Below are 23,124 nucleotides of genomic sequence, written 5' to 3' on the forward strand. Positions count from 1 at the left end.
CCGATGCCGACGCGCGTGAACGTACTCGCGCGTAATGGCTTCGGTCCGCAACTATCGATCTGTTGAACCACCTCGCGTGTGCCGAACACATCCTCGGCACGACGAACCGAAGGAGTCGGTGATGTTCTCCCGAATCGCCATCGTCAACCGTGGCGAGGCCGCAATGCGCCTCATCCATGCCGTCCGTGGCCTGTCCGCCGAGACGGGGCAGCCGATCGAGGTCATTGCCCTGCACACCGATGTCGATGCCGCCGCCACGTTCGTGCGCGAGGCCGACATCGCGTACGACCTCGGTCCGGCGGCGTCGCGCCCGTACCTGAACATGAAGGTGCTCGAGCGCGCCCTCCTCGAGACCGGCGCCGACGCGGCGTGGGTCGGCTGGGGCTTCGTCGCCGAGGACCCGGTCTTCGCCGAACTCTGCGAGCGGATCGGCGTCACCTTCGTCGGCCCGTCGCCCGACGCGATGCGCAAGCTCGGCGACAAGATCGGCGCCAAGCTGATCGCCGAGGAGGTCGGCGTGCCGGTCGCTCCGTGGAGCCGCGGTGCCGTCGACACCATCGACGACGCGCTCGCCGCAGCCGCCGACATCAGCTACCCGCTGATGCTGAAGGCCACCGCCGGTGGTGGCGGACGCGGTATTCGCGTGGTCAACAACGACGAGGAACTGCGCGACGCCTACGAGCGCACCCGTGACGAGGCCGCCCGGGCCTTCGGCAGCGGCGTCGTCTTCCTGGAGCGCCTGGTCACCGGTGCGCGCCACGTCGAGGTGCAGGTCGTCGCCGACGGTCAGGGCACCGCATGGGCGCTCGGCGTCCGCGACTGCTCGGTCCAGCGTCGTAACCAGAAGGTCGTCGAGGAGTCGGCGTCGCCCGTTCTCGGTGAGGAGCAGGTCGCCGAGCTGAAGGCTTCCGCCGAGCGCCTCGCCGTCGCCGTCGGTTACCGCGGTGCCGCCACGGTCGAGTTCCTCTACCACCCGGGCGAGAAGCTCTTCGCGTTCCTCGAGGTCAACACCCGCCTCCAGGTCGAGCACCCGATCACCGAGATCACCAACGGCTTCGACCTCGTGCGTGCCCAGCTGCACGTCGCCTCGGGCGGCAAGCTCGAGGGCGAGCCGCCGACCGAGCGCGGCCACGCCATCGAGGCCCGTCTCAACGCCGAGGATCCCGACCGCGACTTCGCTCCGGCGCCGGGACGCATCAACCTCCTCGAACTACCGGCCGGCCCTGGTATCCGCGTCGACACCGGCGTCAGCGAGGGCGACACCATCCCCGCCGACTTCGACTCGATGATCGCCAAGATCATCGCCTACGGCCGCGACCGCGACGAGGCACTCGGACGCCTCCGCCGCGCTGTGCGCGAGACGCGCGTGATCATCGCCGGCGGCTCGACCAACAAGTCCTTCGTGCTCGAGTTGCTCGACCAGCCCGAGGTCATCGACGGCAGCGCCGACACCGGCTGGATCGACCGGGTCCGTGCCGAGGGCGGCCTGGTCGCCAACCAGCATTCGGCGATCGCGCTCACCGCGGCGGCCATCGACGCCTACGAGGAAGAGGAGAAGGTCGAGCAGCAGCGCCTGATGTCGACCGCCTCGGGCGGCCGCCCGCAGGTCCAGCACGAGAGCGGCCGTCCCCTCGACCTGAAGCTGCGCGGCGCCAATTACCGCGTCCGCGTCGCCCGCATCGGCGCACACCGCTTCCGTGTGAGCATCGAGGCCGGCACCGAGACCCGCACCGCCGACGTCGAGCTCGAGCGCTTCGACGAACATGCCGCCCAGCTGGTGGTCAACCGTGAACGGTTCCGTCTCGTCACCGACACCCACGGACCCGTCCACCTCGTCGACGTCGACGGCATCACCCACCGCGTCAGCCGGGACGAGGGCGGCGTCGTCCGCTCGCCGGCACCCGCACTCGTGGTCGCCACTCCGCTGCAGGTCGGCGACGAGGTCGAGGCGGGCGCACCCGTGCTGGTCCTCGAATCGATGAAGATGGAGACCGTGCTGCGCGCACCGGTCCGCTCACGGCTCAAGGAGAGCCTGGTGTCGGTCGGCACCCAGGTCGAGACCGGCGCGACGCTGCTGCGTCTCGAGCCGCTGACCGAGGACGACGGCGACGAGGCCCCGGAGGAGGTCGCGGGCGTCGATCTCGACCTGCCCACCGAACCCGAGGTCGAGGCGCACGAGCGCACCACCCGCACCCAGGAGGACCTGCGTGCGCAGCTCCTCGGCTTCGACGTCGACTCGAACGAGGCCACCCGTCTGCTCGACGACTACCTCGCCGTGCGCCGTGCGGTGATGGCCAGCGGTCGCCGGCCTCTCGCCGACGAGCTCGAACTCATCACCGTGTTCGCCGACCTCGCCGAGCTGAGCCAGAACCGCCCGTCGAGCGACGAGCTCGGCGTCGAGCACGTGCACAGTGCCCGCGAGAACTTCCACACCTACCTGCAGAGCCTCGACGTGGAGCGCGACGGGCTCCCCGCCGCCTTCCACGACCAGCTCAGCCGGGCGCTGCGTCACTACGGCGTCACCGAGCTCGACCGGACCCCGGAGCTGGAAGCCGCGGTCTTCCGCATCTTCCTGGCCCTGCAGAACCCGGCCGGATCGGTCACCGTCATCACCACCCTGCTGCGGGAATGGCTGCAGGAGCCGACGCCGCGCGACGAACTGCGCGACGACGTGGGCCCCGCCCTCGACCGACTGATCGCCGCCACCCAGATGCGCTACCCGGCCATCGCCGACCTCGCCCGCGGTGTCGTCTACGCCTGGTATGGCCAGCCGCTGCTGCTCCGCGACCGTGCCCGCGTGTACAGCAACGTCCGCAAGCAGCTGCGCTACCTCGACGAGAACCCGAACGCCGCGGACCGCGACGAGCGAGTCGACAACATGGTGCGCAGCACCGAGCCACTCGTCCGCCTCCTCGGTCAGCGCATCGAACGCGGCACCACCGACAACCAGGTGATGCTCGAGGTCCTGACCCGTCGCTACTACGGCAACAAGGGTCTCTCCGACATCCGCAACCACGAGGCCGGTGGCACCACCTTCGTCGTCGCCGACCGTGACAGCGGCAGTCTGATGTCCGCGGCCGTCGGTTTCGCGGGCCTGCCGGCAGCGCTGAACGGTCTCGGCGAACTCGCCCGTGGCGCCGCCGCGGTCGACGCCGACATCTACCTCAGCTGGGAGCAGCAGCCGAGCGGCTTCGACGCCCTCGCCGAGACCCTGCACGAGACCATCTCGAACGCCGCACTCCCACCGCAGGTCCACCGGGTCACCATCACAGTGGCCGGCCGCGGCGACGCGCGAATGCATCATCACGTCACCTTCCGTCAGTCCGCGACCGGCATGGCGGAGGAACGCCTCATCCGCGGTCTGCACCCGCACATCGCGCAGCGGATGCGGATGGAGCGGCTGCGGAAGTTCGACCTCACCCGACTCCCGTCGGCCGACGACGAAGAGGTGTACCTCTTCCGTTGTGTCGCACGGGAAAACCCGTCCGACGAGCGACTCATCGCCTTCGCCCAGGTCCGCGACCTCACCGCGGTCCGAGAGCCCGGCGGACGTCTGCTGACGCTTCCCACCGCCGAGGCGACACTCGCCTCGTGTGCCGACTCGATCCGCCGCGCCCAGCGCGGGGCGGCCCGGCCGTCGAGCACCAACCGGATCGTCCTCTACGTCTGGCCGCCGATCGACGACGACGCGTCGATCCTCGACACGATCGCCGATCACATCAGCGGAGTCACACGCGGAATCGGCCTGGAAGAGGTCCAGGTGATCGCCCGTCGCCGCAATCCCGACTCCGGCGAGCTGACCAAGGTCTCGGTGCACTTCTCGCTCACCGCGACCGGCGAGTTCGAGGTGAAGGTCACCGCACCGACCGACGCGCCCATCGAGCCCGTCGACGAGTACCGCCAGAAGGTCAAGCGCGCCGCGGCACGCAACACCGTCTACCCGTACGAGCTGGCCGAGATCCTCGGTGACTTCACCGAATACGACCTCGACGCCGAGCATCGCCTGGTCCCGGTCGACCGGCCCAAGGGTCGTAACACCGCGGCGATGGTCGCCGGTGTCGTGACCACCCCGACCGAGAAGTTCCCGGAGGGCGTCACCCGCGTGGTCCTGCTCGGTGATCCGACGAAATCGCTTGGCGCACTGTCGGAACCGGAGTGCAGCCGCGTCATCGCCGCGCTCGATCTCGCCGAGCAGATGCAGGTGCCGCTCGAGTGGTACGCACTGTCCTCGGGCGCCCGCATCTCGATGGACTCCGGTACCGAGAACATGGACTGGGTCGCGCGTGCACTGAAGCGCGTCGTCGAGTACACCCAGGACGGCGGCGAGATCAACATCGTCGTGGCGGGTATCAACGTCGGTGCGCAGCCGTATTGGAACGCCGAGGCAACGATGCTCATGCACACCAAGGGCATCCTGGTGATGACCCCCGATTCGGCGATGGTCCTCACCGGCAAGCAGTCGCTGGACTTCTCCGGCGGCGTCTCGGCCGAGGACAACTTCGGCATCGGCGGCTTCGACCGTGTCATGGGCCCGAACGGCCAGGCACAGTACTGGGCGCCGAATCTCGGTGCGGCCCGCGACGTCCTGATGTCCCACTACGAGCACACGTACGTGCTGCCGGGCGAGGGCACCCCGCGCCGGGCGGACACGGCCGATCCGTCGGACCGCGACGTCTCGGACTACCCGCACGTCCTCGCGGGCAGCGACTTCACCACGGTGGGTCAGATCTTCTCGCGCGAGCACAACCCGGATCGCAAGAAGCCCTTCGACATCCGCACCGTCATACGCGCCGTCGCCGACCAGGACCACGTCGTCCTGGAACGCTGGGCGGGCATGGCCGACGCCGAGACGGCCGTCGTGTGCGACGTCCACCTGGGCGGCATCCCGGTGTGCATGCTGGGCATCGAGTCGCGTGAGGTCGCGCGTCGTGGCTACAAGCCGACCGACGGTCCGGACACCTATACCGCGGGCACGCTGTTCCCGCAGTCGTCGAAGAAGGCCGCCCGGGCGATCAACGTGGCCAGCGGGAATCGTCCGCTCGTCGTGCTCGCGAACCTGTCCGGCTTCGACGGTTCGCCGGAGTCGATGCGCAAGCTGCAGCTCGAGTACGGCGCCGAGATCGGTCGCGCGATCGTCAACTTCCGCGGCCCGATCGTGTTCTGCGTGATCTCGCGCTACCACGGCGGTGCGTTCGTGGTGTTCTCGAAGGCTCTGAACCCGAACATGACCGTGCTGGCCATCGACGGTTCGTTTGCCTCCGTGCTCGGTGGCGCGCCCGCCGCCGCAGTGGTGTTCGCCGGTGAGGTCGCCAAGCGCGTCGCCGCCGATCCGCGCGTCCGCGAGCTGGAGACGAGCGTCGCCGAGTCCTTCGGCACCGATCGCTCGAGCCTGAACGCCGAGCTCGCCGACATCCGGCAGTCGGTCCGTGCGGAGAAGATCAGCGAGATCGCCGCCGAGTTCGACAAGGTGCACAGCATCCAGCGCGCCGTCGAGGTCGGTTCGGTCGACGCCGTCATCCGCGCCGAGGAGCTGCGCCCGCGGATCATCGGTGCGATCGAGAACTCCCCGGCCTGGGGCAAGAAGGACTCGCACGCCGTGAGTTCTTGACACACAACGCAATTCGCCGCCCCCGGTTCGAATCCGAACCGGGGGCGGCGTTGTGCTGTGTCGGCACCTAGCGCGAGTTGTACGGCAGTAACGCCATCTCCCGGGCGTTGCGGATCGCGGTGGCGACCTGGCGCTGTTGCTGTGGTGTGAGGCCGGTCAGCCGTCGACTCCGGATCCGTCCCTTGTCACTGAGGAACTGTCGGAGAAGTTGAACGTCTTTGTAGTCCACCGGGTTCCGGCCGTCGGTCCGGATGCCGAGCGCGGACAGCTGATTCTTCTTGCGGGCCGGACGTTCGTCGTCGCGGCGTGGTCTGCGTTTCATGAACGCCTCCTGTTCGGGTCTTTCACCAGCTGGATCTGTGGATGCCGGGCAGCTCACCGCGATGCGCGAGTTCGCGGAACCGCACCCGCGACAACCCGGCCTTGCCGATGTAGCCGCGGGGCCGGCCGTCGATGGCGTCCCGGTTGCGCAGGCGCGTCGGGCTGGCGTCGCGTGGCAGGGCGTGCAGGCGACGCTGGGCCTCCGCCCGTTCGGCGCCGGTGGAGTCGGGTGCGACGATGGTCCGCTTGAGTTCCGCGCGGAGGTCGGCGTATCGGGCCACCACCTCGCGACGCTGTTCGTTGCGGACGATCTTGGACTTCTTCGCCATCAGCGGTCCTCCTTGAAGTCGACGTGGGCGCGGATGACCGGGTCGTACTTGCGGAGCACCATGCGATCCGGATCGTTGCGGCGGTTCTTCCGGGTGACGTAGGTGTAACCGGTGCCGGCCGTGGACCGGAGCTTGACGATGGGTCGGATCTCATTGCGCGCCATCAGATCTTCTCCCCTCGTGCACGCATGGTGCGCAGCACGGATTCGATCCCGTACCGGTCGATGGTCGAGATCCCCTTCGCACTGACCCGAAGGGTGATGTACCGCCCCTCGCTGGGTACGAAGTACCGCTTGCGCTGGATGTTCGGGTCCCAGCGACGAGACGTGCGTCGATGGGAATGCGAGACCTGCTTACCGAAGCCCGGTTCGCGCCCGGTGACTTGGCATCGTCGTGACATGCCGTCCTCCTTATTGACAATTATTGGCATTAGCGTCGTCGACACGTTACCGTCGACCAGACCTAAATGGAAATGATTCTCAATAGTCTGGAGTGTGGACGTGGCCGACCTGAATCCCGAGGACGGGCAGATGCGATTCCTCCCTGCCGACAACCGAACGCCCGTCATCCTGGTGACCGGCCTGGACCGACCCACATCTCGCCGGATCGGAGACGCGTTGACGTCCGATCCCGGCACGGTGCAGGTCCACCACGACCTCAGCGGAGTCGGGGACGGGCGCGTGATCCGGACCCTGACCTGGCGCGAATCCGACGGCCGCCGCCGTGAGGGGGTCACGGTGATCGAACTCGCTCACGGTTGTGTGTCGTGCACGCTGCGCGAGGATCTGCTGCCCCTGCTCAGACGGCTTCACCGGCGATCGTCGGTTCGACGCATCGTCCTCACCCTCGACCCGATCCTGGAACCGGAACGGATCGCGTGGTCCATCGAGCATGTGGTCGTCGACGACGAGCCCGACACGCCCGCGGCACCGGCGGCCCACGACGTGCGGGTTGAATCGACGATTGTCTCTGTCGCAGAGGAACTCTGGCTGCACCATGCGACGGGCGATCTCGGGTTGTGCGAGGTGTTGCCCGTACCGCCCGACGACGAGCGCACCCTCGCACAGGTCGCGGTGGGTCAGGTGGCCTTCGCCGACGCCCTCGTCGTCGTCGGCAGCGATCCCGCGGCCCGGGACGCCTGGGAGTCCGCTCGCCTCATGGCGGTCCTCAAGCGGTTGTCACCGAGGGCGCCGATGATGTTCGAGTTGCCGGAGCGGCCGCTCACTCCCCTGCTCGTCGAGCAGCTGGTCGCCGCGATCCCGCCTTCGTCGCGGCGCGGGCGCATCGACGGGCCGCACGACCCGCTCCTGGTCGACCAGCCTTCCCTCGATCCCGACTGCGGTGTCACCTGGATGGAGTTCCACACCGACCGGCCCCTGCACCCGGGCCGCCTGCACGATGCGATCGACTCACTGTTCGACGGAGTGGTCTGCGCACGAGGACGCCTGTGGGTCGCGACCCAGCCGGACGAGGCGCTGTGGCTGGAGTCGGCCGGCGGCGGGCTACGCGTCGCGCCGGGTGGTCGGTGGCTCGCCGCGATGGACGACGACGAGCTCGCCCGGGTCTCACCCGAACGGAGAGCACTCGGGGCCTTGCGTTGGGACGACACGTTCGGGGATCGCCACTCTTCGCTGGTGGTGCTCGTCCACCGCGGCGACCCCGACGAGATCGACGAAGCGCTGCGTGCCGCCTGCCTGAACGAGGTGGAACTGGCCGCGGGACAGGATTTCTGGGACACCTTGGACGATCCGTTCGGCCGGTTTCACGCGGACCCGTGCGACGACGTCGACGTCGAGGCGCCGATGGTCGACGCCCCGGCCGCCGACCGCCGATCCGGCAACGGGCGAACCGAGGACCACCACGACGACCGGTGACGTTTCGCCGATCCTCAGGCATGGTGGAGGGATGGCCGACAACGAGCAGCCCGAGTGGACGACGACCGAGGACGACCTGAAGATCGACCCCGACATGCCCGAGCAGCCCGCGGAGCGTGATGGTCCGGACTCGGTGCTGCCCACGTCCGGCGACGCCCCCGTCGGTGAGACCAAGCGCATCGAGGAGGAGAGGGCTGCTTACGACGCGGCGCCGGCCGACACCGATGCTCCGAAGGATCACGCGGTCGGCGGATCGGAGGGCACGGCAGATGGCCAGTGAGAAGCGGACCATCGTCCTCACCGGTGCCAGCGACGGCATCGGTGCCATCGCGGCCCGCGCGCTGTCCGGACCGTCGACGAATCTGATCCTCGTCGGCCGGTCCCCGCAGAAACTCGCGCCCATCGCGGCCGAGACCGGCGCGACGTCGTTCACCGCCGACTTCGCCGACCTCGCCCAGGTGCGTGATCTGGCCGCGCAGATCTCCGGCAGCGTCGAGTCCATCGACGTCCTGATGAACAACGCGGGCGGCACCTTCGATCACAAGGACCGCACGGCGGACGGCCACGAGCCGAACTTCCAGATCAATCATCTCGCTCCGTTCCTGCTGACCCACCTGCTGCGCGACCGGCTGGCCGCGGCCGGCTCGTCACTGGTCCTGAACACGGCGAGCGTCGGCAATCTGGCCGGCAGCGTCGACTTCGACGATCTCGACTTCGAGAAGCGCCGAGCGCTGGCCCTCCGCCCCTACGGCACGGCGAAGTTGATGAACATCCAGTTCACCCGCGGCATCTCACAGCGGTGGTCCGACGACAAGATCTATTCCGCCGCAGTACATCCCGGTCCCGCCGCGACGAGCTTCGGACGCGACTCCCGGTTCGTCGGACTCGCCTATCGCTCACCGATCACCCGATTGGTGACCATCACTCCCGAGCAGGGCGCCGCACCGCTGATCGCCCTCGCCGAACGCGGTGCGGATCCGTCGGTCAACGGCGTGTACTTCAGCCGGCACAAGCCGAACGGGCTCGAGAACCGGCAGGCACACGACCAGAAGCTCATCGACGGACTGTGGGAGAAGTCAGCGGAACTCACCGGGCTCAACTGACCCGCCCCGGGTCACCCCAACCGAAGGAGCGCAAGATGACGCACAACATCCTCTTCGTCATGACCGGCGCCGACGCATGGACGCTGAACGACGGATCGAGTCACAAGACCGGCTTCTGGGCCGAGGAGGCGGTGGCACCACTCGAGGTGTTCCGGGAGGCCGGATACCCGGTGACCGTCGCGACCCCGGGCGGCGTGCGTCCCCCGGTCGACGAGGGCAGCCTCAGTCCGGATGCGGTCGGATCCGTGGAACGGGCCGAAGAGATCCGGAACGTGCTCGACACCGCCCCCGAACTGCAGAAACCGATCGCCCTGACCGACGTGAACGTCGCGGACTACGACGCGGTGTTCGTACCCGGCGGGCACGGGCCGATGGAGGACCTCGCGGTGGACGCTGACGCGGGTGCGCTCCTCATCGCCGCCGACCAGGCCAAGAAAACCATCGGCATCGTGTGCCACGGACCCGCGATCCTGTTGGCCGCCAAGGGCGAGGACGGCGTGAACGTGTTCTCCGGTCGTACGGTGACCTGCTTCGGCAACGCCGAGGAGCAGCAGGCCGGACTCGCCGACAAGGCGCCCTGGCTACTCGAGAACCGGCTCACCCATGAGGGTTTCAAGGTCACGCTCGGCCTGCCGTGGACGGTGCACACCCAGGCCGACGGCAACCTGCTGACCGGACAGAACCCGGCGTCGTCGGAGAAGCTGGCCCGCGAGGTCTTGCACCGCGTGAAGAAGGTCGCGGAGGAATCCGCGTAGCGGCCTCTAGGCCGGGAGCAGTCCGTCGACCAGCGCGTCGACGATGTCGTCGAGCGATTCCTCGGGCATCAGCGGTCCGGTCAGCCGGTCGAGGACCAGGCCGTCGACGGCGTAGTGGAAGAGCGCGATCTCGCGAGCGGACCCGGGCAGGCCCGCCTGCTCGTTGAACGCCACGTCGCCGGCGAAGCCCGTTCGACGCCATTCCCCGATGATCTCGGCGACCTCGGGTCGGCGGATGCCCTCGAGTCGAAATTCGATGAGGGCGATCGTCACCTCCCGGTTGGCGAGGAGTCGTTCGACGATGTTGCGAAGATACTCCGCGAACAGCTTCTGACTGGGCGACTGGCCTGCCCGTGCGGCGATGAACTCGTCGCTGGGCGCCAGTCGCTCACCGATGCGCTCCACGAGCCCCTGGAGCAACGCTGCGCGGTTGCGGAAGTAGTTCGTCGTCGTGCCCTGCGGAACGCCCGCCTCCCGGTCCACGGCGCGATGGGTGAGTCCGCGTGCGCCCGCTGTCGCGAGCACCGTCAGTCCTGCGTCGGCGAGGGCGCGGCGTCGTTCGTCGTTTCGGGCCATAGCGAAAACGATAGCGCCGACCACTACAGCTGCTGTACATTCCTAACCACTACATCTGAAGTGATTGGAGTGAGCATTGCGAGAACTCGTGTACTACGTGGCGGTGAGCCTCGACGGGTACATCGCGGGGCCGAACGGCGAGTTCGACGCCTTTCTCGTCGAGGGCGACCACATGGTCGGCATCAACGAGCGCTTCGCCGACACGATCCCGACCGACTACGCGGCGGCCCTCGGGATCGACCAGAGCGGCGGCGGCTTCGACACCGTCCTCATGGGCGCCGACACCTACGCGGTCGGCCTGCCGGTGGCGCCGAGTCCCTACCGGCATCTCGACCAGTACGTGTTCACCCACCGAAAGCCGGAACCGGTCGACGGCGTGACGTTCACCGACCGCGATCCCGTGGAACTCGTGCGGGAGCTGAAGTCCCGGAGCGGCAAGGACATCTGGCTCTGCGGGGGCGGGTCGCTGGCGACGCAGTTGATCGGCGAGATCGATCGCCTGGTGCTCAAACGGCAACCGCTGCTGTTCGGGGACGGGATCTCGCTGTTCGCGCCCGGAACGTACGCACCGGGACGGTTCGAACGGGTCAGCAACCGGGAGTTCGAGACCGGGGTGTCGTTCACCGAGTATGTCCGCGCCTGAGTGCGGAGAATATGCCCGAGAAGCAAAACGCACCACCGGGGTCCGGTGGTGCGTTGCGGTTCTTGCAGTGGTGGAGCCTAGGAGATTCGAACTCCTGACATCTGCCTTGCAAAGGCAGCGCTCTACCAACTGAGCTAAGGCCCCGTGCCGACCGGAATCGGTCGACGGGATGCGAATTGGGAGTCCGAAAACTTCCGTCGCAGTGGGCCTAGGAGGACTTGAACCTCCGACCTCTTCGTTATCAGCGAAGCGCTCTAACCGCCTGAGCTATAGGCCCTTGAACCGAGAAGTGAGGTTACCCGACGGATCCCCCACCAACCAAAACAGCTGGTGAGAGGCTCGATTCAGTCGAGATCCGCGAGCGTCACCTCGGCACCGCCGACGAGGTCGGCACAGATGTTGTAGATGTAGCTGCCGACCGTCGCGATCGCCGTCAACAGGATGGCGTTCACGGCCCCCAGAAGAGCCGCCACGCCGAAAACGGTACCCGCCCCGATGACATCCCCCGCGGTGCTCGATTCGTCCGCCACGAGCGTTCCGAAGCTGTTGTTCACCTGATCCCAGATGCCCATGCCGTCGAAGATCAGGTACAGCACCGCGACCGCGATCATCCAGATGAAGAATCCGACGAACGACAGCACCGCGGCGATCTTGAACGTCGCCCACGGATCGATCCGACGCAGCTGCACCGCGGCGCGCAGAGCCGAACCCGCCCCGACCTGACGCGGTGCCGACCGGGGCGCGACCTTCGACGGTGCCGCGGCCGGCGGCGCCTCCGGAGGACGCTTCAGATCGGCCGTGTGGTGGATCTGATCGAGATCCGGCAGATCGTGTCCGGGCAGGTTCTCCCGGTCGATGGTGCTAGTCGGCGACTCGACGAAACCGGGCTCCTCGGTCGCGACGGCGGAGCCCGGCCGACGCGGACTGTCGAGCTTGGTGACGGGAGCCTGCTGACCGCTCATGCTGGCCGCGGCCGTGCCGCTGTTGGTCACGATGCCCCGCGGCGGCGGGCCGCCCCGAGATTCCGGCGGCAGGCCGCCCCGAGACTCCGGCGGCAGGCCGCCGGGGTTGTCCTGCGCGTTCGGGCGCGAGTCGTCCTCACGCCCGAACGCCTCGGTCGGCGCGGAACCGGACGATTCCTCGACCGGTCCGCGCTGCCACGGCGGCACCAGCCCACCGGTCGGTGTCCCCGTTCCGGGACCGGACGGGTTCCCGGACGGGCGCCCGTTCTGCTCCTGGCTCGGCTCGTTCGGTGTGCTCACAGGCAATCCCTCACTCTGGCGTCACTGCCGATGGACATCGACGCGTCGGGTCACTTTCTACCGCCACCGACTGGTCGGCTGCACGTGTTCTCAACCCTAACGCCTACTCCGAGGCGTCCGTCTCCTCCGGCTCGTCGGCGTTGCGGGCGATCGCGATGACGGTGGTGCCCTCGTCGAGGTTCATCAGACGCACACCCTTGGTCTGGCGTCCCGCCTTGCGGACCTGCGTGGCCGCGGTGCGGATGACACCGCCGCCCGAGGTGATCGCGTACAGCTCCGAGTCGTCGTCGACGATGAGCGCGCCGATGAGTTCACCGCGCCGGCGATCGTGGGCGATGGTGAGCACGCCCTTGCCGCCGCGACCCTGGACCGGGTAGTCGTCCATGCCGGTGCGCTTGGCGTAGCCACCCGACGTCGCGACGAGCAGGTAGGTGTCCTCGCGAACCACGTTGAGCGACAACAGGGTGTCGTCGGCGTTGAACCGCATGCCCTGTACACCCGAGGTCTGCCGGCCCATGGGGCGCAGGGTCTCGTCGTCGGCGTGGAACCGGATCGACTGGCCCTTCTGCGACACCAGCAGCAGATCATCGTCTTTGCTGCACAGCTGGGCGCCGACGAGTTCGTCCTCGCCGCGCAGGTTGATCGCGGCGATACCGCCGGAGCGGTTGGAGTCGAAGTCGACGAGCTTGGACTTCTTCACCAGACCGTTGCGGGTGGCGAGTACCAGGTACGGGGCGTCCTCGTAGGTCTTGAGCTGGATGACCTGGGCGATGCGCTCCTCCGGCTGGAAGGCCAGGAGGTTGGCGACGTGCTGGCCACGCGCGGTGCGATTGGCCTCGGGCAGCTCGTAGGCCTTCGCCCGGTAGACCCGACCCTTGGTGGTGAAGAACAGGATCCAGTCGTGGGTCGAGCAGACGAAGAAGTGCTTGACGATGTCGTCCTGCTTGAGGCCCGCGCCCTGCACGCCCTTGCCGCCACGACGCTGACTGCGGTAGAGGTCGGTCTTGGTGCGCTTGGCGTAGCCGGTCTCGGTGATCGTGACCACGACGTCCTCGCGGGCGATCAGATCCTCGTCGCTGACGTCGCCGTCGGCCGCGATGATCTTGGTACGACGCGCGTCGCCGTACTTCTCCACGACCTCCTTGAGCTCGTCACGCACGATGGCGCGCTGACGCTCCGGCTTGTCGAGGATGTCCTTGTAATCGGCGATCTCGAGCTCGATCTCGGCCAGTTCGTCGACGATCTTCTGGCGTTCCAACGCCGACAGACGACGCAGCTGCATCGCCAGGATGGCGTCGGCCTGGATCTCGTCGATGTCGAGCAGCTCGATGAGGCCCGTGCGCGCGGTGTCGGTGTTGGCCGACCGGCGGATCAACGCGATCACTTCGTCAAGTGCGTCCAGGGCTTTCACCAGACCGCGCAGAATGTGCGCGCGTTCCTCGGCCTTGCGCAACCGGTACCGGGTGCGGCGCACGATGACGTCGATCTGATGCGCCACGTAGTAGCGGATCATCTGATCGAGACGCAGGGTGCGGGGCACGCCGTCGACGATGGACAGCATGTTGGCGCCGAAGCTGGTCTGGAGCTGGCTGTGCTTGTACAGGTTGTTCAGCACGACCTTGGCGACCGCGTCACGACGCAGCGTGACCACGATGCGCATGCCGACGCGGTCCGAGGACTGGTCCTCGATCCGGCTGATGCCCTTGAGCTTTCCTTCGTTGACCTGCTCGGCGATCGACTGGATCAAGTTGTCCGGGTTGACCTGGTAGGGCAACTCGGTGACCACCAGTGTGGTGGTTCCCTTGTTCTCCTCGATGTCGACGACGCTGCGCATGCGGATGCTGCCGCGGCCGGTGGTGTAGGCGTCCTTGATGCCCTGGCTACCGACGATCAGTGCAGCCGTGGGGAAGTCGGGTCCCTTGATGCATTCCATGCAGGCGGCGAGAGTCGTCTCGTCGTCGGCGTCGTGGTGCTCGAGCGCCCAGAACACCGCATCCGCAACCTCGTTGAGATTGTGCGGCGGCATGTTGGTGGCCATACCGACGGCGATACCGCCGGAGCCGTTGATCAGCAGGTTCGGGATCCGGGCCGGCAGTACCGTCGGTTCCTGGGTCTTGCCGTCGTAGTTCGGCGTGAAATCGACTGTCTCCTCGCCGATGTCACGGAGCATCTCCATCGCGAGCGGCGTGAGGCGGGCCTCCGTGTAACGCATGGCGGCCGCGCCGTCGTTACCGCGTGAACCGAAGTTGCCCTGTCCGTCGATGAGCGGGTAGCGCATCGACCACGGCTGTGCGAGGCGCACCAGGGCGTCGTAGATCGCGGTGTCGCCGTGGGGATGGTAGTTACCCATCGTTTCCGCAACGGGTTTCGCCGACTTGACGTAGCTGCGGTCGGGACGGAAACCGGCATCGAAGGATGCGTAGAGCAGGCGGCGGTGCACCGGCTTGAGACCGTCGCGCACCTCGGGGAGGGCGCGGCCCACGATCACGCTCATCGCGTAATCGATGTAGCTCTTCTGCATCTCCTGGCCGAGATCGACAGGTTCGATCCGGTCGCCTTCACCGTCGGCAGGCGGCAGGGTGGTGTCAGTCATTGTGTGTTCTTTCTCCGATCACTGCGAATCCATTCGATCCGTGATCAGACATCAAGGAAGCGAACGTCTTTCGCGTTACGGGCGATGAAGCTTCGACGTGCGGCGACGTCCTCACCCATGAGGATGGAGAACAGTTCGTCGGCGGCCGCGGCGTCGTCGAGCGTCACCTGACGCAGGACGCGCACCGCCGGGTCCATGGTGGTCTCCCACAGTTCCTTGGCGTTCATCTCGCCGAGACCCTTGTAGCGCTGGATACCGTCGTCGGTGTTGATCTTCTTGCCGGCGGCACGTCCCGCCTCGAGGAGACCGTCACGTTCGCGGTCGGAGTAGGCGAACTCCGGAGCCGACTTCTGCCACTTCAGCTTGTACAGCGGCGGCTGCGCCAGGAAGACGTGACCGTGCTCGATGAGCGGTCGCATGAAGCGGAACAGCAGCGTCAACAGCAGCGTCGAGATGTGCTGGCCGTCCACGTCGGCGTCGGCCATCAGCACGATCTTGTGATACCGCAATTTGGCGATGTCGAACTCGTCGTGGATGCCGGTACCGAAGGCCGTGATGATCGACTGGACCTCGGCGTTCTTGAGAACTCGGTCGATACGGGCCTTCTCGACGTTGATGATCTTGCCGCGCAGCGGAAGGATCGCCTGATACATCGAGTCGCGGCCGGACTTGGCGCTACCGCCGGCCGAGTCGCCCTCCACGATGTAGACCTCACACTTGGTGGGGTCGTTGCTGCGGCAGTCGGCGAGCTTGCCGGGGAGGCCGCCGATGTCGGTTGCGGTCTTGCGGCGCACCATCTCTCGCGCACGACGCGCGGCCATGCGGGCCTGGGCGGAGTCGGCGGCCTTCTTGATGATGATCTTGGCCTCGGCGGGGTTCGCCTCGAACCAGTGACCGAGGTGCTCGTTGCAGGTGCGCTGGACGAAGCCCTTGATCTCGGTGTTGCCGAGCTTGGTCTTGGTCTGGCCCTCGAACTGCGGGTCGGAGACCTTCGCCGAGATGACGGCGGCGAGACCCTCGCGGATGTCGTCGCCGGTGAGCTTGCCGTCCTTCTCCTTGATGAGCTTCTTCTCGAGGGCGTACTTGTTGACCGTGCTGGTCAGCGCCGCGCGGAAGCCCTCTTCGTGCGTGCCGCCCTCATGGGTGTTGATCGTGTTGGCGAAGGTGTGGACCGACTCCGAGTAACCCGCGTTCCACTGCATCGCGATCTCGACCTCGTGTCCCTCGCCCTTGGCGCTGAACCCGATGACCGTGTTGTGGATCGACTGCTTCGTGCGGTTGAGGTGCTTGATGTAGTCGACGAGCCCGTCCGGGTAGTGGTACGTCCGGGTCTTCGGCTTGGCTGCGGCCTGGGCCTTCTCGGTCTCCGACAGGACGACCTCGGCGACATCGGTCGTGGGTGCGTCCTCGTCGCCGTTGGGATCGCCGGGCGGCTCGACGGCCTGGGGGCGCTGATCGGTCAGCGTGATGGTCAGACCCTTGTTGAGGAAGGCCATCTCCTGCAGACGACGCGCCACGGTTTCGGCGTTGAATCTGGTGGTCTCGGTGAAGATGTCGGGATCCGGCCAGAACCGCACCGTCGTACCGGTCTTGCGAGTGGCATCGCCCTGCTCCAGGGCACCCGGCTTGGCGTAGGAATAGGTCTGTGTCCAGTTGTGACCGTCGCGCGCGATCTCCAGCTCGACCTTGGTCGAGAGGGCATTCACCACGGAGATGCCGACGCCGTGCAGACCACCGGACACCGCATAGGAATCCGAGTCGAACTTGCCACCGGCGTGCAGCTGGGTCATGACGACCTCGACGGTGGGCACACCGGTCCGATGCTTCTCCACCGGGATGCCACGACCGTCGTCGACGACCTGGACTCCGCCGTCCTCGAGGAGGGTCACGTCGACGCGGCTCGCGAAGCCGGCCATCGCCTCGTCGACCGAGTTGTCGACGACCTCCCAGATCAGGTGGTGCAGGCCGCGTTCACCGGTGGAACCGATGTACATGCCGGGCCGTTTGCGGACGGCTTCCAGACCTTCGAGGATGTTGATCGAGTCCGCGCCGTACTCCGACGGCTTCTTCTTGCTCTTCTTGGGTCCGGTGTCGTTGGTGTCGGCCACGAGGTGCGTCCGCTCCTGTTCTGCTCATCGGCGGATCCCAGGTACCCGAGATCCGTCGTCGATCTACTCGACCAGGGGGCGGGCAGGTCGATGCGCACACAGGTATGCCCGGGACTTCCCGGGTTGCCTGAAGGCGGCGGTCGTTCTGCCGTTTGGTGGTCCCCTGTCGGGACAACACCTCACAGTGTACTGCCTGACTTGCCCAGGAACGTGCATCCGGGGCCGCTAACAGGCCCTCAGATCGATTTTCTTGGGACTAGCCCGGTTCGATCGTGGCTTGGGGAGGAAAGTCGGCTCACGGGGCACATCGACTAGTAATGTGCGGACGAGTCTGCTAAGCCCGGCCTAGCCGTAGGTGTCCCGCGGGCCTCTCCCCCGCACATGACGTTCGCCTTTACGCCACGACGGACCCTTGGGGCCGCTGATGCGCAGGGACTTCACCACGCCGTCTCCGACGGCCGCCGCGATCTTCGCCAGGATCTGCGACTGCACGTACCGCAGCTGCGTGGCCCATGCCGTGGACTCGGCCTGGACGTGAAGTACGTTGTCCCGCAGCTCAATCGGCTTCGCGTGTGCGGCGATGTCGGCTCCCACGATCTGGTCCCACATGCCGAACAGGGTGCCTTCGCCGATCTTCTCCTGCCAGCCGCGGTCCTTCGCCAGGCCGCCGACGAGGCGACCGAAGGGCTGCGGGTCCCGCGCATCGGGACCCGACCCCGACCATCGCTTACGTGTCTGGGCGCCCCGCGGTGTGCGGCGCACGGGTGACGCGCGACCGCGTCCCACCGACTTCCCGGCCGCCCGCGCCGCGGCGCGGGCCTCCTCCAGAGCCTTCCGGGCACGTTCGTATCCGCCGAGTTCGCCCGGTTCGATCGGCCGGTTCGACGGCTCCCCGGCTGCGTCGGGACGCGACGAAGGTGCTTCGTCACTCATCGGAGACCCCGCTCACCGGTTCCCCGACGCGTTCGGGCGGTGAATCCGACTCGTCTCCGACGACCGTCGACCGGCGACCGTCTGCGTCCTCGACGACGTCGACGAGGATCCGACGGCCACCGATCTCGCCCGGGATGTCGTCGGCGACCGCTGCGGTGATCAGCAACTGCTCGGCGCCGGCGGTGAACTCCACCAGTTTCTCTCGACGCTTGGCGTCGAGTTCGGCGAAGACGTCGTCGAGCATGATGACCGGTTCGATCCCTTCGGCGCGCGTCAGTTCGACGGATCCCAGCCGCAGAGCGAGTGCGAGCGACCACGATTCACCGTGGGAGGCAAAGCCTTTCGCTACGTCGGTGCCGAGCACGATGTCGATGTCGTCACGGTGCGGACCGACCAGGCACATACCGCGATCGATCTCCTTGTCGCGCAAGTCGCTCAGACGAGCGGCGAGGATCTCGCTGATCGACTCGGCCGTGGCCGTCTCGACTTCGACGCCGCCGGCGGGCCGATAGCGCAGGGTCGCGGGCCGCGAATGCGGCGCGATCGACGCGTAGGAGCGGGTGAAATGTGGTTCCAGCTCGGCCAGGACCTGCAGCCGTGCCGCGGTCACCTGTCCGCCCAGATCGGCGAGCTGACCGTCCCATACATCGAGCGTGCTGATGACCGACTCGGCCTGGTCGCCGCCGCGCCGCAGCGCCGCGGCCGCCGTCTTGAGCAGCGCCGACCGCTGTCGCAGCACCCGGTCGTAGTCGGCGCGAGCGGCCACCCACCGTGGACCGCGCTGGGCGACGAGTTCGTCGATGAAACGTCGCCGGTCGCCGGGATCCCCCCGGACGAGCGAGAGATCCTCGGGAGCGAACAGCACGGTCCGCAGGATCCCGAGCAGATCGCGGGATCGTCGGGCGGGACTGCGGTTGATCGACGCCTTGTTGGCACCTTCGGCGTTGATGCGCAGTTCCGCGGTCAGCTCCCGGCCCTCGTTCTCGACGGTGGCGGTGACCAGGGCCGACGCGGATCCGGAATGGACCAGCGGAGCATCGGAACTCACCCGGTGCGACCGCAGGGTCGCCAGGTAGAACAGCGCCTCGAGCAGGTTGGTCTTGCCGAAGCCGTTCCGGCCGGTGAAGACCGTCGGGCCGGGCCGCAGATCGAGGTCGACGGCCTGCCACGAGCGGAAATCCCTCAGGTGCAGCTCACGTACGAACACGGTCGGTTGCGGTGATCGGCTGGGTGCGCGGCGCGGGTCAGCCCGGCAGGCGGACCGGCATCAGCAGGTAGCTGAACGCGCTCTCGGGGGCCACGTAGGCGCCGGACTCGTCGGCGACCGGATCCTCGCCGCTGGCCGGACGCAGGACCGCCGGACGGCTCGGGGTGGTGAAACCGAAGTCGACGCTGTCGGCGTTGATCGCCGACAGACCGTCCTGCAGGTAGCCAGGGTTGAAGGCGATGGTCAGCGGCTCGCCGTGGAACGACACGGGCAGCTCTTCCTCGGCCTTGCCCGCCTCGTCGCCACCGGCGGTGAGGAGCACGGATCCCTCGGTGAACTCCATCCGGACCTGCGCACCGCGCTCGGCGACCAGAGCGACGCGGCGGATCGCCTCGATCAGCGGAGCGCTGTCGATGGTCGCGACCGCGGTGTGGCTGGCCGGCAGCAGCTGGCGGAACTTCGGGAACTCCGCGTCGAGCAGGCGGGTGGTGGTCTTCTTGGTCTCGCCGAGGATGCCCAGGATGCCGTCGGATCCGATGGCCGCACCGCTGCCGAAGGCCAGCGAGACGACGCCGGTGCCCTCGGCGCCCGCGGTCTTGGCGCTTTCGGAGAGCGTCTTGGCCGGGACCAGAACCGCCCCCTTGGTGTCGGGGTCCGAAGGCTCCCACTGCAATTCGCGCACAGCAAGGCGGAAACGGTCGGTGGCCGCGAGGACCACGGAGTTGCCCTCGATCTCGACGCGCACGCCGGTCAGCATCGGCAGGGTGTCGTCCTTGCCGGCGGCGACGGCGACCTGGGAGATCGCCTCGGCGAACAGCTGTGAGGGGATCGTGCCGGTGATGGCCGGGACGTCGGGCAGCTGCGGGTAGTCCTCGACCGGCATCGTCGGCAGGGAGAATTTGGCGCTACCGCAGGTGATCGCAACGCGGGAGCCGTCAAGGGTCACGTCGACGGGCTTGTTGGGCAGGGCCTTGGTGATGTCGGCCAGCAGGCGACCGGAGACCAGCACCTGGCCGGGCTCGGCCACCTCGGCACCCAGGTTCTCCTGGGCCGAGACCTCGTAGTCGAATCCCGAGACGGTCAGACCGGTCTCGCCGACGTTGAGCACCACACAGCCCAGAACCGGTACCGGCGGACGAGAGGGCAGGCTTCGAGCAACCCAGGCGACGGAATCAGCGAACTCGTCACGTGCGACACGGAACTTCATGCTGGGAGATTGCCCTTCTCTCTCGTGCGGATCGTCGGCATGCCGGAGCCGAAACGACGGCATGGTCGATCACGTCCCACATCCGGGAATCCCACTGTAGAACGCGACCGCCGATGCCGGGATGGTTGGGGCCAACTCAGTCCATCCGGGAGGACGGGCCTGCAGGGCCCGCGGATGGGTGTTTGTGCACAGTCCTTCTTACAAAAGATTTCTCTTTAGAGAGGGATCCATCTCAGTAATAGGAACTGTGGAATCTGTGGACAACTGTTACATCGGGCCAGTCGGACGGGGTGCGCGGGTGTGCATGACCGGTGGAGCGTCGTTGAGTCGAATCCCAAGAGTTTGTGGACAAAACTTGTTGTTCGCGCGGCGTCCACCGTCGGTGCACAGGTCTTGCTTTGTTATCCCACGCCGGTCCACAGCCTCCGGAGACAAAAGTTGTCATTCGGAGATGGCCGAACCGAGTGTGCGAGAACACAGAAGATCGACGCGTCAGTCTCGACCCGGGGAACAGAGTTGTGGTTCGGGCGGGCCGGATCCGACGGGATACGACGCCACCCTCACTCTTCGTTCAGGGCGCTGCGCCGCCCCTCGTTCTCCGTTGCGGGCGCCGCGACGCCTTTCACCGCTGCCTGAGGTGCGAGGAGCGCAGCGACGAGCCACGAAGGCCTGGTGAGACGACGCCGCTGACGTTGGCCCCTCCGGGAGCACCCAGATCGACCCCTGACACACGAAACACGCCTCCCGTGCGGGGCACGAGAGGCGCGTGGAGGTAGAGGAGGAGGACTGTCAGCCCACCGCACGCTGCTTGATGCGGGCGGTCAGCTCCTGGACGTGGTCGTACACCTTGCGGCGCTCGGCCATCTCCTTGCGGATCTTGCGTTCGGCGTACATGACCGTGGTGTGGTCGCGGTCGAATGTCTCGCCGATCTTCGGCAGCGACAGGTCGGTCAGCTCGCGGCACAGGTACATCGAGATCTGACGTGCCTGGGCGATGGACCGGGTTTTACCGGGTCCGCGCAGCTCCTCGACCGAGATGTCGAAGTACTCGGCGGTGATCGCGAGGATGCTGGCGGCGCTGACCTCGAGGGTGCCCGAGTTGGGCAGCAGCGCCTGCAGCACGACGTCGGCAAGCGACTTGTCGAGGGCGGCGTCGTTGAGTGAGGCGAACGCCGTCACGCGGATCAGCGCACCTTCGAGCTCCCGGATGTTGCGCTCGATCTTCGACGCGATCAGCTCGAGGACGTCGTCGGGCACGGCGATGTTGTCCATCTGCGCCTTCTTGCGCAGGATGGCGATGCGGGTCTCCAGATCCGGCGGCTGGACGTCGGTGATCAGTCCCCACTCGAATCGCGTACGGAGCCGATCTTCAAGTGTTGCAAGCTGTTTCGGCGGGCGATCGGACGAGATGACGATCTGCTTGCTCGCGTTGTGAAGCGTGTTGAAAGTGTGGAAGAACTCTTCCTGGATACCCTCTTTACCCACGAGGAACTGGATGTCGTCGACCAGCAGCACGTCGACGTCGCGGTAGCGACGCTTGAACGCCACGCGCCGGTCGTCGCGCAACGAGTTGATGAAGTCGTTGGTGAATTCCTCGGTCGAGACGTACTTGACGCGCATCCCGGGGAACAGGCGCTGGGCGTAGTGCCCGGCCGCGTGGAGCAGATGGGTCTTGCCCAGTCCCGACTCTCCCCAGATGAACAGCGGGTTGTATGCCCGTGCCGGAGCCTCGGACACCGCGACCGCCGACGCGTGCGCGAAGCGGTTCGACGCACCGATGACGAAAGTGTCAAAGGTGTACTTGGGGTTCAGGTTTGCGCCCGACGGCGACGGCGTACTGGTCGGCCGCTCGGCGAAATACGAGGCCCAGTCGCCCGACGGCCGGCCGGTGTCGCCACCCGGCGCGGGTCCGGCGCCCGGGGTCGCCGGGAAGCCGGCACCGATCGCCGCGCCCGGGACCGCGGAGTAGTCGACCGGCGCCGCGCCGTTGACCACGCGGGGTTCGGGCGCGGCCGGCTCGGGCATCGGCTCGTCGTTGCGGGGTGTCTGGATTCGGACGCCGAGATCGACCGGCTCGTTCAGGTGACGGCTCAGCACGGAACGGATCGTCTCGCGCAGATTCCGCTCGATCTGTTCCTGGACCAGAGCGGTCGGCACGGTGAGGAGGGCGAAACCCTCGGTCAGGGTGAGGGGTCGGACCAGTGACAGCCACGCCTTCTGCTGGCGGGTCAGTGGTTCGTGGTCACGTGCGGCTTCGTCGTCGTTGAGTTCGGCGACGACCTGTTGCCACACCTCACCGAATGTGTCGCGGTCTGAAGTCACGGGGCTGGCCTCCTGACCCGGAAAACTACCAGCGTTGACGCGGGCCGGGGCACCCCACGTCATCGACCGCATCGCTCCACAGAGTTATCCACACCTGTGTACAACGGTGATGACGAACTTGGGACTTTGGTCGGTAACCTCGGATCCCGGCGACACTTCATTGGTGTCCGGCGGGGGTTCGTGGCCGACGCTCTGACAGAACCTAACAGAGGTGTCGGCGGGCTACAAAGCGATCGGGACAATTGACTCGTTCAGACTGATTGTCGCGATCCGCGTGCTCCAG

18 protein-coding genes and 2 tRNA genes are annotated in these 23,124 nt (G+C 67.1%); 6 read left to right on the forward strand and 14 right to left on the reverse strand.

Features of this window, described 5'->3' with window-relative positions:
- Positions 1–121 precede the first annotated feature (121 nt).
- Positions 122–5,608 carry an ATP-binding protein gene (locus C5O27_RS04520; protein ID WP_127962026.1) on the forward strand — a complete coding sequence of 1,829 codons (5,487 nt, stop codon included), beginning with the start codon at positions 122–124 and terminating at the stop codon, positions 5,606–5,608.
- Between the two features lie 67 nt (positions 5,609–5,675).
- Here C5O27_RS04520 and rpsR read toward each other — a convergent pair whose 3' ends face one another.
- Genes rpsR through rpmB form a run of 4 tightly spaced genes read right to left on the reverse strand, consistent with a single transcriptional unit; the run spans position 5,676 to position 6,658 of the window.
- The gene (rpsR, locus tag C5O27_RS04525) at positions 5,676–5,930 is read right to left on the reverse strand and encodes a 30S ribosomal protein S18 (protein WP_006361186.1); all 255 of its coding nucleotides are present in this window, start codon (positions 5,928–5,930) and stop codon (positions 5,676–5,678) included.
- Positions 5,931–5,952: 22 nt separating this feature from the next.
- Positions 5,953–6,258 (reverse strand): 30S ribosomal protein S14, encoded by a 306-nt coding sequence (rpsN, locus tag C5O27_RS04530; RefSeq protein WP_127962027.1) that lies wholly within the window; start codon positions 6,256–6,258, stop codon positions 5,953–5,955.
- A complete protein-coding gene (rpmG, locus tag C5O27_RS04535) occupies positions 6,258–6,422 on the reverse strand; it encodes a 50S ribosomal protein L33 (protein ID WP_005200413.1) in 165 nt (54 codons plus the stop codon). The genes rpsN and rpmG overlap by 1 nt, the downstream gene beginning before the upstream one ends.
- Positions 6,422–6,658 carry a 50S ribosomal protein L28 gene (rpmB, locus tag C5O27_RS04540; protein ID WP_035753882.1) on the reverse strand — a complete coding sequence of 79 codons (237 nt, stop codon included), beginning with the start codon at positions 6,656–6,658 and terminating at the stop codon, positions 6,422–6,424. Before rpmB ends, rpmG begins: the two co-directional genes overlap by 1 nt.
- Before the next feature lie 94 nt (positions 6,659–6,752).
- On the opposite strand from rpmB, the gene mrf reads away from it, so the two are divergent.
- The 4 genes from mrf to C5O27_RS04560 are packed head-to-tail and all read left to right on the forward strand — an operon-like array spanning position 6,753 to position 9,990.
- Positions 6,753–8,132: a ribosome hibernation factor-recruiting GTPase MRF gene (gene mrf / locus C5O27_RS04545; RefSeq protein WP_127962028.1), complete on the forward strand. Its 1,380-nt coding sequence runs from the start codon at positions 6,753–6,755 to the stop codon at positions 8,130–8,132.
- 31 nt (positions 8,133–8,163) lie between these two features.
- Positions 8,164–8,412: a hypothetical protein gene (locus C5O27_RS04550; protein WP_006361183.1), complete on the forward strand. Its 249-nt coding sequence runs from the start codon at positions 8,164–8,166 to the stop codon at positions 8,410–8,412.
- Positions 8,402–9,235, forward strand: coding sequence for an SDR family NAD(P)-dependent oxidoreductase (locus C5O27_RS04555; RefSeq protein ID WP_127962029.1), 834 nt, complete (start codon positions 8,402–8,404; stop codon positions 9,233–9,235). The genes C5O27_RS04550 and C5O27_RS04555 overlap by 11 nt, the downstream gene beginning before the upstream one ends.
- Before the next feature lie 35 nt (positions 9,236–9,270).
- Positions 9,271–9,990 carry a type 1 glutamine amidotransferase domain-containing protein gene (locus C5O27_RS04560; protein WP_035753885.1) on the forward strand — a complete coding sequence of 240 codons (720 nt, stop codon included), beginning with the start codon at positions 9,271–9,273 and terminating at the stop codon, positions 9,988–9,990.
- A 6-nt stretch (positions 9,991–9,996) separates the two neighbouring features.
- On the opposite strand, the gene C5O27_RS04565 is transcribed toward C5O27_RS04560, so the two are convergent.
- Positions 9,997–10,566 carry a TetR/AcrR family transcriptional regulator gene (locus tag C5O27_RS04565; RefSeq protein ID WP_127962030.1) on the reverse strand — a complete coding sequence of 190 codons (570 nt, stop codon included), beginning with the start codon at positions 10,564–10,566 and terminating at the stop codon, positions 9,997–9,999.
- A 76-nt stretch (positions 10,567–10,642) separates the two neighbouring features.
- Here C5O27_RS04565 and C5O27_RS04570 point away from each other — a divergent pair, with 76 nt between their 5' ends.
- Positions 10,643–11,209, forward strand: a complete 567-nt coding sequence (locus C5O27_RS04570) for a dihydrofolate reductase family protein (protein WP_127962031.1) — start codon at positions 10,643–10,645, stop codon at positions 11,207–11,209.
- Between the two features lie 68 nt (positions 11,210–11,277).
- On the opposite strand, the gene C5O27_RS04575 is transcribed toward C5O27_RS04570, so the two are convergent.
- The 9 genes from C5O27_RS04575 to dnaA form a co-directional block, all read right to left on the reverse strand.
- Positions 11,278–11,353: transfer RNA gene (locus tag C5O27_RS04575), tRNA-Ala, on the reverse strand.
- A gap of 59 nt (positions 11,354–11,412) precedes the next feature.
- Positions 11,413–11,486: transfer RNA gene (locus C5O27_RS04580), tRNA-Ile, on the reverse strand.
- Between the two features lie 67 nt (positions 11,487–11,553).
- Positions 11,554–12,471: a DUF3566 domain-containing protein gene (locus C5O27_RS04585; RefSeq protein ID WP_127962032.1), complete on the reverse strand. Its 918-nt coding sequence runs from the start codon at positions 12,469–12,471 to the stop codon at positions 11,554–11,556.
- Positions 12,472–12,574: 103 nt separating this feature from the next.
- Positions 12,575–15,064, reverse strand: coding sequence for a DNA gyrase subunit A (gyrA, locus tag C5O27_RS04590; protein ID WP_127962033.1), 2,490 nt, complete (start codon positions 15,062–15,064; stop codon positions 12,575–12,577).
- Positions 15,065–15,108: 44 nt separating this feature from the next.
- The gene (gene gyrB / locus C5O27_RS04595) at positions 15,109–17,172 is read right to left on the reverse strand and encodes a DNA topoisomerase (ATP-hydrolyzing) subunit B (RefSeq protein ID WP_035753888.1); all 2,064 of its coding nucleotides are present in this window, start codon (positions 17,170–17,172) and stop codon (positions 15,109–15,111) included.
- A gap of 345 nt (positions 17,173–17,517) precedes the next feature.
- Positions 17,518–18,105 carry a DUF721 family protein gene (locus C5O27_RS04600; protein WP_006361174.1) on the reverse strand — a complete coding sequence of 196 codons (588 nt, stop codon included), beginning with the start codon at positions 18,103–18,105 and terminating at the stop codon, positions 17,518–17,520.
- Positions 18,098–19,312 (reverse strand): DNA replication/repair protein RecF, encoded by a 1,215-nt coding sequence (recF, locus tag C5O27_RS04605; RefSeq protein WP_127962034.1) that lies wholly within the window; start codon positions 19,310–19,312, stop codon positions 18,098–18,100. Before recF ends, C5O27_RS04600 begins: the two co-directional genes overlap by 8 nt.
- Positions 19,313–19,349: 37 nt before the next feature.
- Complete coding sequence (dnaN, locus tag C5O27_RS04610) at positions 19,350–20,519, reverse strand: DNA polymerase III subunit beta (protein ID WP_006361172.1); 1,170 nt, start codon at positions 20,517–20,519, stop codon at positions 19,350–19,352.
- 789 nt (positions 20,520–21,308) lie between these two features.
- Entirely contained in the window at positions 21,309–22,841 is a 1,533-nt protein-coding gene (gene dnaA / locus C5O27_RS04615) for a chromosomal replication initiator protein DnaA (protein WP_006361171.1), read from the reverse strand.
- Positions 22,842–23,124 lie beyond the last annotated feature (283 nt).

It is taken from the genome of Gordonia alkanivorans (assembly GCF_004011905.1).
Classification (GTDB): Bacteria; Actinomycetota; Actinomycetes; order Mycobacteriales; family Mycobacteriaceae; genus Gordonia; species Gordonia alkanivorans.

Bases quoted from the DNA above. Each gene is read 5' to 3' on its own strand.
- C5O27_RS04520 (WP_127962026.1), top strand. From the start codon at position 122: ATGTTCTCCCGAATCGCCATCGTCAACCGTGGCGAGGCCGCAATGCGC.
- rpsR (WP_006361186.1), bottom strand. From the start codon at position 5,930: ATGAAACGCAGACCACGCCGCGACGACGAACGTCCGGCCCGCAAGAAG.
- rpsN (WP_127962027.1), bottom strand. From the start codon at position 6,258: ATGGCGAAGAAGTCCAAGATCGTCCGCAACGAACAGCGTCGCGAGGTG.
- rpmG (WP_005200413.1), bottom strand. From the start codon at position 6,422: ATGGCGCGCAATGAGATCCGACCCATCGTCAAGCTCCGGTCCACGGCC.
- rpmB (WP_035753882.1), bottom strand. From the start codon at position 6,658: ATGTCACGACGATGCCAAGTCACCGGGCGCGAACCGGGCTTCGGTAAG.
- C5O27_RS04550 (WP_006361183.1), top strand. From the start codon at position 8,164: ATGGCCGACAACGAGCAGCCCGAGTGGACGACGACCGAGGACGACCTG.
- C5O27_RS04555 (WP_127962029.1), top strand. From the start codon at position 8,402: ATGGCCAGTGAGAAGCGGACCATCGTCCTCACCGGTGCCAGCGACGGC.
- C5O27_RS04560 (WP_035753885.1), top strand. From the start codon at position 9,271: ATGACGCACAACATCCTCTTCGTCATGACCGGCGCCGACGCATGGACG.
- C5O27_RS04565 (WP_127962030.1), bottom strand. From the start codon at position 10,566: ATGGCCCGAAACGACGAACGACGCCGCGCCCTCGCCGACGCAGGACTG.
- gyrA (WP_127962033.1), bottom strand. From the start codon at position 15,064: ATGACTGACACCACCCTGCCGCCTGCCGACGGTGAAGGCGACCGGATC.
- C5O27_RS04600 (WP_006361174.1), bottom strand. From the start codon at position 18,105: ATGAGTGACGAAGCACCTTCGTCGCGTCCCGACGCAGCCGGGGAGCCG.
- dnaN (WP_006361172.1), bottom strand. From the start codon at position 20,519: ATGAAGTTCCGTGTCGCACGTGACGAGTTCGCTGATTCCGTCGCCTGG.